12 protein-coding genes and 1 tRNA gene are annotated in these 15,979 nt (G+C 63.6%); 1 reads left to right on the forward strand and 12 read right to left on the reverse strand.

Features of this window, described 5'->3' with window-relative positions; genetic code table 11:
- Positions 1 to 34 precede the first annotated feature (34 nt).
- The 9 genes from GYA94_RS23200 to GYA94_RS23240 form a co-directional block, all read right to left on the reverse strand.
- Complete coding sequence (locus GYA94_RS23200) at positions 35 to 1,858, reverse strand: S9 family peptidase (protein WP_110679035.1); 1,824 nt, start codon at positions 1,856 to 1,858, stop codon at positions 35 to 37.
- Complete coding sequence (gene pqqE / locus GYA94_RS23205; protein WP_110679034.1) at positions 1,824 to 2,984, reverse strand: pyrroloquinoline quinone biosynthesis protein PqqE; 1,161 nt, start codon at positions 2,982 to 2,984, stop codon at positions 1,824 to 1,826. The genes GYA94_RS23200 and pqqE overlap by 35 nt, the downstream gene beginning before the upstream one ends.
- Entirely contained in the window at positions 2,956 to 3,231 is a 276-nt protein-coding gene (gene pqqD / locus GYA94_RS23210) for a pyrroloquinoline quinone biosynthesis peptide chaperone PqqD (protein WP_009682813.1), read from the reverse strand. Before pqqD ends, pqqE begins: the two co-directional genes overlap by 29 nt.
- Positions 3,228 to 3,983, reverse strand: coding sequence for a pyrroloquinoline-quinone synthase PqqC (gene pqqC, locus GYA94_RS23215; RefSeq protein ID WP_161893179.1), 756 nt, complete (start codon positions 3,981 to 3,983; stop codon positions 3,228 to 3,230). Before pqqC ends, pqqD begins: the two co-directional genes overlap by 4 nt.
- Before the next feature lie 160 nt (positions 3,984 to 4,143).
- Complete coding sequence (pqqB, locus tag GYA94_RS23220; RefSeq protein ID WP_110679033.1) at positions 4,144 to 5,055, reverse strand: pyrroloquinoline quinone biosynthesis protein PqqB; 912 nt, start codon at positions 5,053 to 5,055, stop codon at positions 4,144 to 4,146.
- Positions 5,056 to 5,138: 83 nt separating this feature from the next.
- The gene (gene pqqA, locus GYA94_RS23225; RefSeq protein ID WP_003243383.1) at positions 5,139 to 5,210 is read right to left on the reverse strand and encodes a pyrroloquinoline quinone precursor peptide PqqA; all 72 of its coding nucleotides are present in this window, start codon (positions 5,208 to 5,210) and stop codon (positions 5,139 to 5,141) included.
- A 158-nt stretch (positions 5,211 to 5,368) separates the two neighbouring features.
- Positions 5,369 to 7,669, reverse strand: coding sequence for a pyrroloquinoline quinone biosynthesis protein PqqF (pqqF, locus tag GYA94_RS23230; RefSeq protein WP_161893180.1), 2,301 nt, complete (start codon positions 7,667 to 7,669; stop codon positions 5,369 to 5,371).
- A 132-nt stretch (positions 7,670 to 7,801) separates the two neighbouring features.
- Positions 7,802 to 8,596 (reverse strand): carbon-nitrogen hydrolase family protein, encoded by a 795-nt coding sequence (locus GYA94_RS23235; protein ID WP_110679031.1) that lies wholly within the window; start codon positions 8,594 to 8,596, stop codon positions 7,802 to 7,804.
- A gap of 15 nt (positions 8,597 to 8,611) precedes the next feature.
- Positions 8,612 to 10,294: a flavin monoamine oxidase family protein gene (locus GYA94_RS23240; RefSeq protein ID WP_029887890.1), complete on the reverse strand. Its 1,683-nt coding sequence runs from the start codon at positions 10,292 to 10,294 to the stop codon at positions 8,612 to 8,614.
- A gap of 629 nt (positions 10,295 to 10,923) precedes the next feature.
- Here GYA94_RS23240 and GYA94_RS23245 point away from each other — a divergent pair.
- Positions 10,924 to 11,214: a hypothetical protein gene (locus tag GYA94_RS23245; RefSeq protein WP_033690402.1), complete on the forward strand. Its 291-nt coding sequence runs from the start codon at positions 10,924 to 10,926 to the stop codon at positions 11,212 to 11,214.
- 12 nt (positions 11,215 to 11,226) lie between these two features.
- Here GYA94_RS23245 and GYA94_RS23250 read toward each other — a convergent pair whose 3' ends face one another.
- From GYA94_RS23250 to GYA94_RS23260, 3 genes are all read right to left on the reverse strand, one after another.
- On the reverse strand, positions 11,227 to 11,688 hold the full coding sequence (locus tag GYA94_RS23250; RefSeq protein WP_029887892.1) for an Lrp/AsnC family transcriptional regulator: 462 nt from the start codon (positions 11,686 to 11,688) through the stop codon (positions 11,227 to 11,229).
- A gap of 223 nt (positions 11,689 to 11,911) precedes the next feature.
- A tRNA-Ile gene (locus GYA94_RS23255) sits at positions 11,912 to 11,988 on the reverse strand.
- 16 nt (positions 11,989 to 12,004) lie between these two features.
- Complete coding sequence (locus GYA94_RS23260; RefSeq protein WP_161893181.1) at positions 12,005 to 15,748, reverse strand: bifunctional diguanylate cyclase/phosphodiesterase; 3,744 nt, start codon at positions 15,746 to 15,748, stop codon at positions 12,005 to 12,007.
- Positions 15,749 to 15,979: the final 231 nt, after the last annotated feature.

Here is a 15,979-nt window from a genome sequence, read left to right on the forward strand (position 1 = left end):
TGCCGGCGATTGGGCTGCGAAGCAGCCCCCAGGGTCAGCCTTCCAACACCCGGCAATAGAACTTCCACTCTTCTTCCAGCGCGTGCGCCAGGTTCTGCGCCTTGCGGAACCCATGCCGCTCGCCCGCGTAGAAGTGCCCGTGCGCCTCGATCCCGTTGGCCTGCAACGCCGCCAGCATCGACCGGGTCTGCTCTGGCACCACCACCGCATCCAGCTCGCCCTGGAAGAAGATTACCGGCACCCTGATCTGCCCTGCATGCAGCAGCGGCGTGCGTTGGCGGTAGCGCTCGGCATCCAGGGCGGGGTCGCCAATCAGCCAGTCCAGGTAATCACCCTCGAACTTGTGCGTGGCACGCCCTAGCGCTATCGGGTCGCTGACCCCGTACAGGCTGGCACCGGCACGGAACACGTCATGGAACGCCAAGGCGCAGAGCGTGGTATAGCCCCCCGCGCTGCCGCCGCGGATGAACGCCTTGCGTGGGTCGACCAGGCCCTGTGCTGCCAGGTGCCGGACCGCTGCACAGGCGTCGGCCACATCGCTCTCACCCCAGCGCAGGTGCAGTGCCTGGCGGTACGCCCGGCCATAGCCGGTGCTGCCCCGGTAGTTCAGGTCGGCCACGGCAAAGCCGCGCTGGGTCCAGTACTGGATGCGCGGGTCGAGCACCGGGTAGCAGGCCGATGTCGGGCCACCGTGGATGAACACCACCAGCGGTGCGGCCCCCTTCGAACGTGCCGCCGGGTAGAAGAAACCATGCGCCTGCTCACCGTCACTGGCGTAGTGGAACGCCTGTGGCAGGCTGACGTGGTCGGCTGGCAGCACTTCGGCCCCACCGGCCAGCACGCGAACCTCGTGGTTGCTGCGGTCGATGGCAATCACCGCCGGCGGGCTGATGGGCGAGGCGGCGATGGCATAGAGGTGGTCGCTGTCTATGGCCAGGTTGCGAAAGCGGGTGTAGGCACTGGCGAAGCGCTCGGTGCGGCCATCGGCCCCGCGCACCCCCAGTTGGCCGAAGCCGTTTTCGAACCAGCTGGCCAGGTAGCTGTGTGGGCCCAATGGCAACCAGGTGCAGGTGCCCAGCTGCCAGGGGGCCGCCGCGTGGTCTGCCTGCTCGGCAGGCATCGCCTGCCACTGGCCATCGACTTCGCCCCAGGGTTGCCAGAACCCATTGCGGTCGGACAGGCAGTACAGCCGGCCTTCGCCATCGAAGCGCGGCTGCTGCAGCGATTCCTCGGCTGCCGCCACGCACTGCGCGGGTAACCAGTGGCCACTGGCATCGCGCATGCGGCACATCAACCGGGTCACGGTCCATGGCTGTGCCGGGCGGTCCCATTCGATCCACGCCAGGCGCTGGCCGTCGCCACTCACCGTCGGTGCAGCATAGAAGTCGGCGCCTTCGGCAAGCACTTCGCAGCCGCCGTCGCGCAGCGCGACCAGGCGATGTTCGACCTGGTCGGCGTGGCGTTCTTCAACCGCCAGTACCTGGCCGTCGTGCCATTGCACATCGCCATAGCGGCAGTTGGCATTCTGCGTCAGGGCCCGCGGTTCCAGGTCGTCCAGCGGCTGGGTGTAGACCTGCTGGTCCTGCTCGTTGACGAACACCAACCCGTCGGCGCCCAGGCAGAAACTCCCACCGCCATACTCGTAGACCCGGCTGCGCACGCTGAAGCCATCCGGGGTCAGGCAGCGGGCCTGGCAGTACAACCAGTGCCAGATGCGGCAAGCCCCATCGGCTGGGCGGAATTCCAGCCAGAACAGCCCGTCGGCACTGACCTTGAGTTCGGCAAAGTCGGTGCCGGCGGCCACGGCCTGGGCCGCGCTGAATTCAGCCGCGGGCGATGACACGGGAGTTACGTTCATTGCGGAAGGTCATCTGTTCAATGGCGAGCTGGGCGCTTTCGGCCTCCTCGCGGGCCTTGAGAATGATGCCGTGGTCGGCCGACTTGGCGCACACCGGGTCGGCGTTGCGGGCGTCGCCGGTCAGCATGAAGGCCTGGCAGCGGCAGCCGCCGAAGTCCTTTTCCTTTTCGTCGCAGGAGCGGCACGGTTCGCGCATCCACTCGTAGCCACGGAAGCGGTTGAAGCCGAACGACTCGTACCAGATGTGGTGCAGGTCGTGCTCACGCACATTAGGGAACTGCACCGGCAGCTGGCGGGCGCCATGGCAGGGCAGTGCAGTACCGTCAGGTGTGATGGTGAGGAACAGGTTGCCCCAGCCATTCATGCAGGCCTTGGGGCGCTCTTCGTAGTAGTCCGGGGTGACGAAGATCAGCTTGCACGGGTTGCCTTCGGCCTTGAGTTTTGCGCGGTACTCGTTGGTGATGCGCTCGGCACGCTCCAATTGCGTGCGCGTTGGCAGCAGGCCAAGCCGGTTGAGGTGCGCCCAGCCATAGAACTGGCAGGTGGCAAGCTCGACGAAGTCGGCTTCCAGCGCGATGCACAGCTCGATGATGCGGTCGATCTTGTCGATGTTGTGCCGGTGGGTGACGAAGTTGAGCACCATCGGGTAGCCGTGTGCCTTCACTGCGCGGGCCATTTCCAGCTTTTGCGCAAAGGCCTTCTTCGAGCCGGCCAGCAGGTTGTTGACCTGCTCGTCGCTGGCCTGGAAGCTGATCTGGATATGGTCCAGGCCGGCCTCCTTGAATTCGGCGATGCGCGCCTCGTTCAGGCCAATGCCGGAGGTGATCAGGTTGGTGTAGTAACCCAGCCGGCGGGCCTCGCCAATCAGCTCGGCCAGGTCCTGGCGCACCAGCGGCTCACCACCGGAAAAGCCGATTTGCGCGGCGCCCATCTGGCGAGCCTCGGCCATGACCTTGAACCACTGTTCGGTGTTCAGCTCCTGGCCCTGGGCGGCAAAGTCCAGCGGGTTGGAGCAGTACGGGCACTGCAGCGGGCAACGGTAGGTCAGCTCGGCCAGCAGCCACAGCGGCAAGCCCACAGCGGGCGTGGGCGGCAACTCAGGCGAGGACGATCCAGTGTTCGGCACGGGCTACCTCCATGAACTGCTCGATGTCCTCGGCTACCTGGGGCACGCCGGGAAATTGCTGTTCGAGTTCGTTGATGATCGCTGCAACATCGCGCTGGCCATCGATCAGCCCACCGATCAGGCTGGCGCTGTCATTGAGCTTGATCATGCCTTCAGGGTAGAGCAGCACATGGCCTTTCTGCGCCGGTTCGTACTGGAAGCGGTAGCCGGGGCGCCAGTTCGGCACTTGGTTACGGTCGAAACTCATAGGGTGATCCCCTTGTGCCACACCCGGTCCTGGGTGACGGAGTGATAGGGCGGGCGGTTCAGCTCGTAGGCCATGCTCATGGCGTCGAGCATGCTCCAGAGGATATCCAGCTTGAACTGCAGTATTTCCAGCATACGCTCCTGGCCTGCGCGGGTGGTGTAATGCTGCAGGGTAATGGCCAGGCCGTGCTCCACGTCACGCCGGGCCTGGCCCAGGCGGGTACGGAAGTACTGGTAGCCGGCCGGGTCGATCCACGGGTAGTGTTGCGGCCAGCTGTCCAGGCGCGACTGGTGGATTTGCGGGGCGAACAGTTCGGTCAGCGAGCTGCTGGCCGCTTCCTGCCAGCTGGCGCGGCGGGCGAAGTTGACGTAGGCGTCTACGGCAAAGCGCACGCCGGGCAGTACCAGCTCTTGCGAGCGCAACTGGTCGGGGTCCAGCCCCACCGCCTGGCCCAGGCGTAGCCAGGCCTCGATACCGCCGTCTTCGCCGGGGGCACCGTCGTGGTCGAGCAGGCGCTGTATCCACTCGCGGCGTACTTCGCGGTCGGGGCAGTTGGCCAGGATCGCGGCATCCTTCATGGGGATGTTGACCTGATAGTAGAAGCGGTTCGCGACCCAGCCCTGGATCTGCTCGCGGCTGGCCCGGCCTTGGTACATCGCCACATGATAGGGGTGATGGATATGGTAAAAGGCGCCCTTGGCGCGCAGGGCCTGCTCGAACTCGGCAGGGGACATCGGCAGTGCATCGCTCATTCGGCTGGCTCCTGTAAAACGCTTGACTGGCCTGGCAACTCACCCCTGTGGGAGCGGGCATGCCCGCGAACACCGGCCAAGCCGGTGCCATGAACTGTATTGGCTGCTTCGCGGGCATGCCCGCTCCCACAGGGGTTCAGTGTCGTCTGGCCGTCTGTATTTACAACTCGATACTCATGCCGTCGAAGGCCACTTCCACGCCCCGGCGCAGTACTTCGGCGCGTTCGGGCGATGCTTCATCAAGTATCGGGTTGGTGTTGTTGATGTGGATAAGCACTTTGCGCTGGCGCGGGAAGCCATCGAGCACTTCCAGCATGCCGCCGGGGCCGTTCTGCGCCAGGTGGCCCATCTCGCGCCCGGTGCGGGTACCAACGCCACGGCGCTGCATTTCATCGTCTTCCCACAAGGTGCCGTCGACCAGCAGGCAGTCGGCGCCGTGCATCATCGTCAGCAGCTTTTCATCGACCTGGCCCAGGCCAGGGGCGTAGAACAGCTTGCCGCTGGTACGGGTATCTTCGACCAGCAAGCCAAGGTTGTCGCCCGGGTGGGGGTCGAAGCGGTGCGGCGAGTAGGGCGGTGCGGCGCTGCGCAGCGGGAAGGGCGTGAAGCGCAGGTTGGGGCAGGCGTCGATCACAAAGCTGCCTTCGAGCTCGATGCGGTTCCACTGCAGCCCACCGTTCCAGTGGCTGAGCATGTTGAACAGCGGGAAGCCAGTGGTCAGGTCCTGGTGGACCATGTCGGTGCACCACACCTGGTGCGGGCAGCCTTCGCGCAGGCTGAGCAGCCCGGTGGTGTGGTCGATCTGGCTGTCCAGCAGCACGATGGCGTTGATGCCGGTATCGCGCAGGGCCCGGGCTGGCTGCATGGGCGCAAAGGCTTGCAGCTGCGCGCGGATGTCGGGCGAGGCATTGCACAGTACCCAGTGCACGCCGTCGTCGGACAGGGCGATGGACGACTGGGTGCGCGCCGTTGCGCGCAGGGTGCCGTCACGGTAACCCTTGCAGTTGACGCAATTGCAGTTCCACTGCGGGAACCCGCCACCGGCGGCGGAGCCGAGAACCTGGATATACATGGCCACTCTCTATGCTGTGCGAAATCCGTATCTTGAAAACGAAAACGCCCCGGCAGGCCGAGGCGTGGAACCGTAAGCCGGGCTTAGCGGTTAGCGAAGTACATGGTGACTTCGAAGCCGATACGCAGATCAGTGTAAGCAGGTTTGGTCCACATGGAGTTACTCCTTCCGGATGGGTTTTGGTTTGCTCAGCTACTACTTGGGTACCGCCATGCGCAGGAGGTTCCCAGAACTGGGATTGCGCTATCTTACAAGAAAAATTTGTACCGAAAGGTTAATTATTCGAAAAGTGCCATTGCACTTTGCGTAACAATCATGGGCTTTCGCCCTGCCAGGAAGTGTCTGGCGCGGCAGCGTTGGCCAGGCAAAGCCAGACAGCCCCCGTATCGAGCAGGTTGCTGAGCAACTGGTCCAGATCCGTCTGCCGCGTGTTCAGGATAGACCTGCGCAGGCCATCGAGCTGGCCTGGTTGTGTAGCCAGGTGTGTCTGCCATGCCCACTCGGTGACCTCCGTGTTGGCCATGGCCGGCTCGGCAAATTGGTCGGCCAAGGCCTGGCGAACCCTGGCGTCAAGGGTAACGCCCTGGCGCAGCAGGGCCGTCAGGTGGTCAAGGACCTGAACCTGGCCAGTGTGCGGAGACTGCACACCGAACAACAGGCCACCCACCCCCTCGATCTGGCGAAAGGCACTGAATACCGCGTAGCCCAGTTGCAGTTCCACTCGCAGCCTTTGGTATACCGGGCCTTGCAGTAATTGGGCGAGCAGGCGGCCGCGGGCTTCGTCTGCCGCAGGCAGTGGGCAAAACAGCAACAGGGCATGTTCACTGCCTGGGGCGCTAACGTGGTACCAGCGCTTGCTGGCCCAGCTGGGTGCTGGCGTAGGCCGCGCACCTTGGCCGGGGCACTGCTGCACGGCAACACCCAGTGCGCCCAGCGCTCTGGCGTCGAAACCCGTAGCCAAGCCATGCCAGTGCGATTGCTGCCACAGGCTAGCGAGGTGCTGTTGCCCCAGCGAGCAATCCGGCGCTGTTTCAGGCAGGCCACCGGCTACCGCATCCGGCAGTTGCTGCAGCAACAGGCGGATGGGTATCAATGCCGGGGGCTGCGCGGCGCTGGCTTGCCAGCAGCTGGCAGGCGGTTCGCGCAGCAACCCCAAGGCCTGTTGCGTTGTGCGCAGCACCGCTGCTGGCTGCCCGGCGCAGCGCAGCTGCCAGTAAGCGCCGGCACTGGTGAACTGCAGTTGCACCGAGGCGCGTTCACAGCGTTCCTGCAACGGCGCCAGGGCCTGTTCGAGCACCCGTTTCAGCGGCTGGCGCAAGGGCGAAGGCACCTGCCAGCGCAGGTACAGCGCCGCGTACTGGCGCGAGGCCGGGAGCTGGCCACTGATGGTCAGCGCCGCCGGCAGCGGCTGCGCGTTGGCATTGGGCAGTTCGGCGCTGAGCAACGGGTCGGCTGGCGGCAATTGCCAATGGCCGCACTCGGCGCAGGGCAAATCATCAAGCAGCGCATCCAGCGCGTGCAGGCCTTGGGCATCCAGTTGGGCAAACGGCCGGCCTGCGCTGTCCCGGCGGGCCAGCTCCAGTGCGCTTGCGCTGTGCGCGCGGCTGCGCTGCAACGCACCGAACTGCTGGTTCAACGAACGGCGGTCGGCTTGGCGCATGAAACTGAACCAGCCGTGCAGCAGGTCGCGGGCTTCGTCCGGGCAGGCGTTGGCACTGAGCTTGAGGTCGAGGTGCCACAGCAACTGACCGGCGAATGCATACAGTGTTTCAGCTTTGAAACTGTGCAGCCAGCCACGCTCACGCAGGGTGCCCAGCCAGGTCCCGGGGCGGCTGTCTTCAAGGCCAGTGGTCAGCAGCTCCAGCGCTTGCTCGGCGCCGTTTGGGAGTTGCTGGTGCGTGAACACCAGCGGGTTGGCCGCTGCCGACAGGCAGGGTGGCTGCGCCTGAGCCACAGGCTGCCCCACAGCGAATAGCCCGGCATGTTGGCGGCCGATTCGCTCCAGCTCATCCAGCGGTTGTGGGCCGCACAGGCTCAAGGTGATCTGCCCGCCCTGGTAAAAGCGCCGGTGAAAACCGCCGAGCGCTTGCTGGAAGCGCGGATCCTGCAGGGCCAGGGTGTAACGGTTGCCGGCATGGAATGCGCCCAGCGGATGGCCAGGCGCGGCCGCTTGCAGCAAGGCGAACTGCTGCTGGGCCTGCGGGTTGCGGGCCCAGGCGATGAACTCGGCATGAATCACCTCGCGTTCGCGGCGCTGGCGCTCGCTGCCCAGGTCGGGTTCGGCAAGCATCTGGCACAGGCGCTCGAGGCCGCCGGCCAAAGCACTGGGTGGCACTTCGAAGAAAAAGTCGGTAGTACGTCCGCGGGTGCTGGCGTTGACTTGGCCGCCGAGGGTTTGCACGTAGCGCATCAAGCCATCGTTCAGCGCAAAGCGGGAGGTACCGAGAAAGAACAGGTGTTCGAGAAAGTGCGCCAGGCCGGGCCATTTGGCGGGGGCATCGTGGCTGCCCGCGTGCACCCGCAGTGCGGCTGCCGAGCGCTTCAGGCGCGGGGCGTGGCGCAGGGTCAGCTGCAGGCCGTTGGCGAGGGTCAGGTGGCGGGTGGCGTCAGGCATGGGGGGCTCCGGTTGCTCGGTTTCCATGCTAACCCATTTGTTCCCAGGCCCGGCCCCTTCGCGGGCGAGCCCGCTCCCACAGGTACTGCACAGGGCTTTAGGTTCACGCGGTCGATGTGAAAGCGGCCCCCGTCAGCCTCGACGCAAGTGCAGCTCCTGGCGCAGATCGCTCAGGTAGGGGAAGGCCGCGCGCCCCTGCACCACCCGCTCATGCTCAAGTTCGGCCAGCAACAGGCATTCATCGTGCCCGGCCATCGCCAGCAGGCTGCCGTCCGGGCCGATGATGCTGCTTTGCCCGCAATACTGGATCTGCCCTTCTGCCCCGCAGTAGTTGGCATACACCAGATAACACTGGTTCTCCTGCGCCCGCGCCCGCACGGTCACCTGGCAGGTGAAATCGTAGGGCGCCATGTTCGCCGTTGGCACCAGAATCAGCTCGGCGCCGTCCAGTGCCAGGCGCCGGGCGTTCTCCGGGAACTCGATGTCGTAGCAGATCAGCAGGCCGACCTTCCAGCCCTCCAGCTGTACCACCGGGAAGTGATCGGGGCCGGGGCTGAACATCGAACGGTCCAGTTCGCCGAACAAGTGGGTCTTGCGGTAGTTGCCCAGGCTGCGCCCATGGGCGTCGATCAACTGCACGCTGTTGTAGATCGCCCCGTCCTCGCCGCGCTCCGGGTAGCCGTAGACAATGGCGATGCGGTACGCCTGGGCGATTTCCACCACCGCCATGGCTGCCGGACCATCGGCCGCCTCGGCCAGGTGCTCCACCTGAGCCAGGCCGATGTTGTAGCCGCTGAGGAACATTTCCGGGCACACCAGCAACTGCGCGCCACGTTCAACTGCCAGCTGCGCCTGCTGGCGCAGCCTTTGCAGGTTGCCGGGTACATCCAGCGGCTGGGGATGGCCCTGGAACAGAGCAATGCGCATGTTGCCTCCTGCGTGTCAGTCGGCCAGGGCGATCGGGCCGATTTCGTCGAACACGTCGCCAGGGCCTGGGTTGTCGGGGTGGGTACGGCCACCAAAGTGGTTCATGATACCCCACACCGCATTCAGTGAAGTTTGCACCGCGCCCTCGACCCAGGCAGGTGTCCACGACACGTCGTCCCCGGCGATGAACATGCCGCGCTGTTCGGCGGGCATGTCCTGCTGCATGAAGTGCGCGTACATGCGCTGGTTGTAGCGGTAGTGGCCCGGCAATGCACCCTTGAAGGCGCCGAGAAAGTACGGGTCGGCTTCCCAGGACACGGTGATCGGGTCGCCGATGATGTGCCCGGCAATGTCGGTTTTCGGGTAGATCTTCTTCAGCGCATCCAGGGCCAGTTGCACGCGCTTTTCCACCGGGTGCGGCAGCATCTTCAGCGCATCGCTCATCCACGCGTAGGACAGGCAGATGACCCCCGGTTTGTGGTCACCGTTATCGAACAGGTATGTGCCGCGGGTGAGGCGGTCGGTGAGGGTCATGCTCATCAGGTCGCGGCCGGTTTGCGGGTCTTTGTCCTTCCAGAACGGCCGGTCGACCATGACGAAGGTCTTCGACGACTGCATGTAGCGGGTCCGGTCCAGGGCCATCCACATTTTTTGCGAGAACAGCGATTCCTCGCAGTCGATCTGCGTGGTCAGCAGCCAGGTCTGGCAGGTGGTGAGCACGGCACTGTAGTGGCGGGTGTCACCCCAGTTGTCGGTAACCGCCAGGCGCCCGTCGGCTGCGCGGGCGATACGTTTTACACCGGTACGCGGCGCGCCGCCGTGCAGTGCGCTAAGGCTGGTGCCCTGTGGCCAGTGCACGCAGCGCTCCGGTACATGGCGCCAGATACCTTGTGGCACCTGTTCAACGCCGCCGACTACCAGGTGCTGATGGTCGTCGCAGTTGGTCATGACCACGCGGAAAATTTCCAGCATCGAGTTGGGGAAGTCCGAGTCCCACCCGCCCGTGCCGAAGCCGACCTGGCCGAACACCTCGCGGTGCTGGAAGCTCAGCTTGGCGAACGAGCGCGAGGTGGCGACGAAGTCATAGAAGGTACGGTCGTCCCACAGCGGTACCAGCTTGTTCCACAGCTCTTTCAGGCGGGTGACATCTCGGTCGCGGATGGCTTGCTGGATGTCGGAGAACTGGGCACCGCTTTCCAGCGCATCGGCCCAGGCGTCGGCCACTTCATGGAACAGTTGCGGCAGGTCGGCAGCCTTCTCGGCGTAGTAGGTCTGGCCCTCCAGGTCGATCACCGTACTGCCCGACGCCGGGGTCAGCGGGTTGGGGAAAGGCTTGGTTTCCAGGCCTAGCTTGTCCACATAGTGGTAGAAGGCAGTGGACGACACCGGGAAGCGCATGCCGCCGAGTTCGGCCACGATCCCGTCGGTGCCGTTGAAGGCTTGCGAGCGCAGCCGGCCGCCAAGCTTGGAGGCCTCGTAGACCACCGGCTTGAGGCCCAGCTTCATCAGTTCGTACGCCGCCACCAGGCCGGCGATGCCCGCACCTACGATGGCCACCTCTTCACCGTGGCGTTCAGCCGGGATACTGCCAAGGCCTGCCGGGTGTTCAAGCCAGTCGTCGAAAGCGAAGGGAAAGTCCGGGCCAAAGATGGTGATCGGCTTCTTGCCGTCGGCGGGGTGGCGGTTTTTCTTGTTCATGAAGTGACCTTGCCAGAGGGGCTGCGCGGGGAGCAGAGCCTGAGTATAGGAGATGCCTGGTGGTCATTTTAGGGACAGCGGGGTTCGTAATTAAGATGCAGAGTGTTGTCTTAATGTCGTTTTATGAGTCGAAATCTATTCCAAAAAATACATTATGACGAAGACTTGCCCGTTGTAGGAGCGGCCTTGTGTCGCGAAAGGGCCGCAAAGCGGCCCCAGCAACATCTGCTGTATGCACAAATCCTGGGGGCGCTTCGCACCCCTTTCGCGACACAAGGCCGCTCCTACAACGGGCTGTGTAGCACTTGCGATCTGGGTGATCAGATACGTCCTACACCCATGACTTGAGATAAAGAATTACCCTACACCCGCTATAGCCCCGGTCTGGCTGCGCGGAAAATGTCTCAGGGTTAACTTCACCGGGTCGCCGTTCTAAGGGCGACTGGGTGTGAGAACCCATCATTCAACTTCGCACCAAGGCTTGTGTCATGGCAGCCGTGCGCGGGCAGGCTTTGGCCTGGCCGGATTTCCAAGTTGGCCGGTTCTCACCCCGTGCATGGCTGCCACCTATTTCCCGTGAGAAGGAGTTGGTAGGCAGTTTCCTCAAGGCTCAATTTGGGAATTGCATCATGAAACAGACGGACTCTGACCGACCCGAAAAACTCAAACCCACCGCCGAAAAGCCCTTCTGCAACTGCGAAGCCAGCCACCCGCCGCTCTTCGCCATCCGCCCCGGCATTGACGCCGCCGACGCCTTGGTCCACGCTTGCCTGCTAGCCCGTGGCCTCAACCAGATTGCCTCTGACTACGCGCAACACCACGCGCCCGAGCGCAGCCGTGACATTGTCTGGTCGATGCAGCATTCTGCCGAAAGCCTGTCGGCCATCCTCGATGGCCTGCTCGACGGTCAGGAAGCCTGACCGCCAGCCCGCTCACAGCGGCTGACCGCGGTCCACCTTGCTGCTGAGGATGATCGACGTGGTGGTTTTCTCCACCCCGTCGACACTGCCGATCTGGTCAAGCAACTGATCCAGTTGTTCGGGTGAGTCCGTGCGCAGCCAAGCCACGTAGTCGAATTCGCCGCTTACCGCGCACAACTGCTGCACTTGCCCCATGGCACTCAAACGCCGCACCACGTCCTTGCCGGAGCGCGGTTGCACCTTGATCCCCACATACGCTTGCAGCCCGCCACCGATCACACTTTGCCCAAGGCGCACACCGTAACCGGCAATGACCTTGGTCTTCTCCAGCCGCTCCAGGCGTGAGTTGACCGTGGTACGGGCGATACCCAGCTGGCGAGCGAGGTTGGCCACGCTTTCACGGGCGTTGATCTGCAGCAGGGCGATCAGCTGGCGATCGATTTCATCCAGGGTGATAAGGCGGGCATCCGACATGGCGAGTCTCTACGGTTGGCCCGCTAGCCTAGCCAGCCAATGCCAATCAGGGCAAGGCCAGCCGCCGCCGACGCGGTCCCTGTAGGAGCGGCCTTGTGTCGCGAAAGGGGTGCGTAGCGCCCCCAGGATTTGTGAATCAAGCAGATATCGCCGGGGCCAGAGCATGCTCCGAACATATAGCCAGGCACGAAAAAGCCGCGCATTCGCGCGGCTTTTCAGTAGCTGGTGGGCCCACACGGACTCGAACCGTGGACCAAAGGATTATGAGTCCTCTGCTCTAACCGACTGAGCTATAGGCCCTCAGTAAGTGGCCGGATTATAACGAGGGTTTCGCACCTGTGCCATCTGAAAGATCCGATAGTGCTATGCGAAGGAACGAAGCGGCGAATTCCTCTGGCGGCAGTGGCAGGCTGACGATGTAGCCCTGGATCTGCTCGCACCCTTCCGCTGCCAGGAAACGCTGCTGCGCCTGGTTTTCCACACCTTCGGCAATGATGGTCAATTGCATGCTGCGGCCCAGCGCGATGATCGCCCGGGCGATGGCTGCATCGTGGGGGTCGTCAGGCAGGCCGCGGATGAACGACTTGTCGATCTTGAGGATATCCAGCGGCAGGCGCTTGAGGTAACTCAGCGATGAATAGCCCGTGCCGAAGTCGTCAATGGCCAACTGCACGCCCAGTTTCTTCAGCTGGTGGAGCACGACCAAGGCTTCTTCGGCCTGGCTCATGATGAAGTTCTCGGTAATTTCCAACTGCAGGTCGCCCGCCTTCAGGCCGTAGGTCTTGAGTAATTGCTCGACGCGCTTGGCCAGGCCGTGATGGCGCAATTGGGCGCCAGCCAGGTTGATCGAAAGCGGGCCGAACGCTTCATAGTCCCGCTTCCAGCGATGCATCTGCCGGCAGGCCTGCTCCAGTACCCAGTCACCCAACTGCAGGATGGTGCCGTTCTCTTCGGCCAGGTGAATGAAGTGCTCAGGTGGCACCTCACCGAAGGTCGGGTGGCTCCAGCGGATCAGTGCTTCGGCGCCGACCAGGCTCTGGGTCTTGAGGCTGAGCTTGGGCTGGAAGCACAGGCTCATTTCATTGCGCTCCACGGCGCGGCGCAGTTCATGCTCCAGGGCAATGCGTTCGCTGGCCTGGGCGGTGAGGTCGCGGGTGTAGGCCTCGACGCGGTTGCGGCCCTTGGCCTTGGAGCGGTACATGGCGGCATCGGCGTTGCGGATCAGCGTGGCGACGTCGCTGCCGTCTTGTGGATACAGGCTGATGCCGATACTGGCGCTGGTGAAGAACTCGTGTTCGCCAGCCTGGAACGGTGCGTTGAAGCAAGCCAGCAATTTGTTGGCGATGGAGCTGGCGTCGCTGGGCTTGTGCAGGCCGGGCAGCAGGATGATGAACTCGTCGCCACCCAGGCGGGCCACGGTGTCGACGTCACGGACCTGCTCTTTCAGGCGCTGGGCGATGCCTTTGAGCAGCAGGTCGCCGACAGGGTGGCCGAGGCTGTCGTTGATATGCTTGAAGCGGTCAAGGTCAAGGAACAGCACCGCACCCTGGCGGTTGGACACCTGCGCACAGGCCAGTGCAGCCTGTAGGCGGTTCTCGAACAAGGCGCGGTTGGGCAGGCCGGTCAGTGGGTCGTGGTGGGCCTGGTAGTCGAGCTTGGCCTGGGCATGCTTGAGGCTGGAAATATCAGCGAACACTGCGACGAAATGGGTGATTTCGCGCTCGGTGTTGCGCACCGCGCTGATGGTCAGCCAGCTGGGGTAAAGCTCCCCGCTCTTGCGTTTGTTGAAGATCTCGCCTTGCCAGTGGCCTTCAGCGGTCAACTGGTGCCACATGGCGGCGTAGAAGGCACTGTCGTGCTGGCCAGAGGCGAGCAGGCGCGGCGTTTGGCCGAGGGCTTCGATTTCGCTGTAGCCGGTAATTTCGCTGAACGCACGGTTGACCGCGCTGATGCGCTGGTCGATGTCGGTAATCAGTACGCCCTCGGCAGTGTTCTCGAATACCGTGGCGGCCAGTTGCAGTTTTTCCTGCATGAGGTGGCGTTCGGTAATGTCGCGGGCGATGGTCAGCATGCAGTCGATCCCGGCAATCGGCAGTGGCCTTGCCGAGAGTTCGCACAAGCGAATTTGCCCGTCGCTGCGGCGAATGTGGCAAGTGAAATCACGCACGAAGCCGTCGCGGTTCAACTGGTCGACCAGGCGTTTGCGCTCGTTGAGGTCGACCCAGATGCCAAGGTCCAGCGACGTCTGGTCGATGGTCGGGTTCAGATCGTAGCCGGTCAGGCGGCAGAAGCCTTCGTTCACCTCCAGCAGCAAGCCGTCACTCTGGCGCGACAGCAGCAGCCCGTCGGGTGAGGCATGGAAGGCCTTGGCGAATTTTTCTTCAGAGGTTTGCAGTTGCTGCTGGGTTTCCTTGAGCTGGCTGATGTCGCGTACCGCCACTACCAACGCGGGGGTGCCGTCGAGCTCGAAGGTTTCCGCCGAGGTCAGGCCGGTAAACAATTGGCCATTGCTGCGGCGGAAGGTCATTTCCAGGTTGCGGATACCGCCTTGGTGCAGGCGCTCCAGCACCCGTGGTCCGCTGCCTTCCACGCCCCACAGGTTGAGCTCGGTAGCGGTACGGCCGATCACCTGGTCCGGCGCCAGGCCGATCTGTTCCTCGAACGCCTCGTTCACCTCCAGCAGGCAGCCATCGCTGTGGCGTGCGATAAGCAGGATGTCGGGGCATTGCTGGAACACCGAGGCGAATTTTTGCTCGGACAACCGCAGGGCGTCCTCGGTGCGCTTGGTTTCGCTGATGTCGATCATCAGGCCGCGCATCACGGGGTGGTGGCCATGTTCGATCATGCTGACGATGTTGCGTACCCAAAGCGCTTGGCCGTCGGCGCGGATGACTCGGTAATCGAGGCTGTGGTCGCGCCCAGCGGCGGTTTCGCTGTCGCAGTACGCCTGGGCCCACAGGGCATCTTCCGGGTGCAGTATGCTGCGCCAGAAGCCCGGTTTCAGCCAGTCGGTCAGCGGGTAGCCGAGCAGGCCCTCGGCGTGGGGTGACACATAGCTGTAGGTATAGTCGTTGGCGTCGGCTTCCCAGGCAATGGCTGACAGGCTTTCGACCAGCCCACGGTAGTGGTATTCGCTGCTGCGCAGCTCCTGCTCCAGGGCAATGCGGCGGGAAATTTCCGAGCTGAGCCGGCGGTTGATGCGGATGACAATGGCCAGTACGCCCATCAGGAACAGCACGGTTGGCAGGCCGTACACCAGCAAGTCGGACCAGAACATCCGCTGGTCAACCACATTGCCCACCCAGCGCTGCTGGATCTCGCTGATTTCGCCGCTGCTCATGTCGGCCATCACTTTGTCGAGAATGCCGACCAGTACGGGATTGTTGCGCGGCACAGCCATGGCCAGTTGATAGCGATAGGGTGTTTCACCGCTGACATACAGGCCATCGAGCTTCAGCTGGCGCAGGCTCCAGATACTCGATGCCAAGTCCCCGACCACAGCATCCACCTGGTCGGTGGCCAGGGCCTGCAGCGCCGAGCTGACGTTAGGCAGTGCCACCAGGTTGAGGTCTGGGTGGTGGGTGCGCAGCAACTCATGTGGCGCATAATTTTCGACTACGGCAATTTTCAGCCCATACAGGTCTTGCAGGTTGCGCGGTTGAGCGCCGCCCTTGTGGGCGAGGATCACGATGGGAAAGTCCAGGTAGGGCCGGGTGAAGGACAGGTAGGCCTGGCGTTCTGGGGTCGACATGATGCCGGGCAGCAAGTCGATACGGTTTTCGCGTGCCTGTGCCAATACCTCGGTCCAGTTACTGGGCTCGACCGGTTTCAGTGTCACGCCCAGGCGTTGCTGGATCTTGGCGATGTAATCGGCGGCCAATCCCTGGTAGCGGCCCTCCTGGTCGCGAAACTCGAACGGCGGCCAGGAGGCATCTACGCCCAGGCTCAGCTGCGGGTGGGCAGCCAGCCAGGCTTGCTCCTCGTCTGTCAGGGTAAGGGCGCCGGCCGTTGTGCTCCAGACAATCAGGATCAGCAACAGGATGGCCGGCTTCAGGGGCATGACGGCCTCGCTTTCAGGTGGTCTGAAGTCGAGTGTAGACGGGCATTGCTGCTGGTGTGCGGAAGAACAAAAGGCCTTTTGTCAGATACAACAGTGCCTTGAGAAAAAACCAGGCCTGGGCCTAATGCGAGTCAGTTAAGTAATTTGGGGTCGCTTTGCGACCCTTCGCGGGCACGCCCGCTCCCACAGGGGATCGCGCAGGGGATCGCGCATTTCTTGAGGTGGGAGCGT

The sequence above is a fragment of the Pseudomonas juntendi genome (genome assembly GCF_009932375.1).
GTDB classification, from domain to species: domain Bacteria; phylum Pseudomonadota; class Gammaproteobacteria; order Pseudomonadales; family Pseudomonadaceae; genus Aquipseudomonas; species Aquipseudomonas juntendi.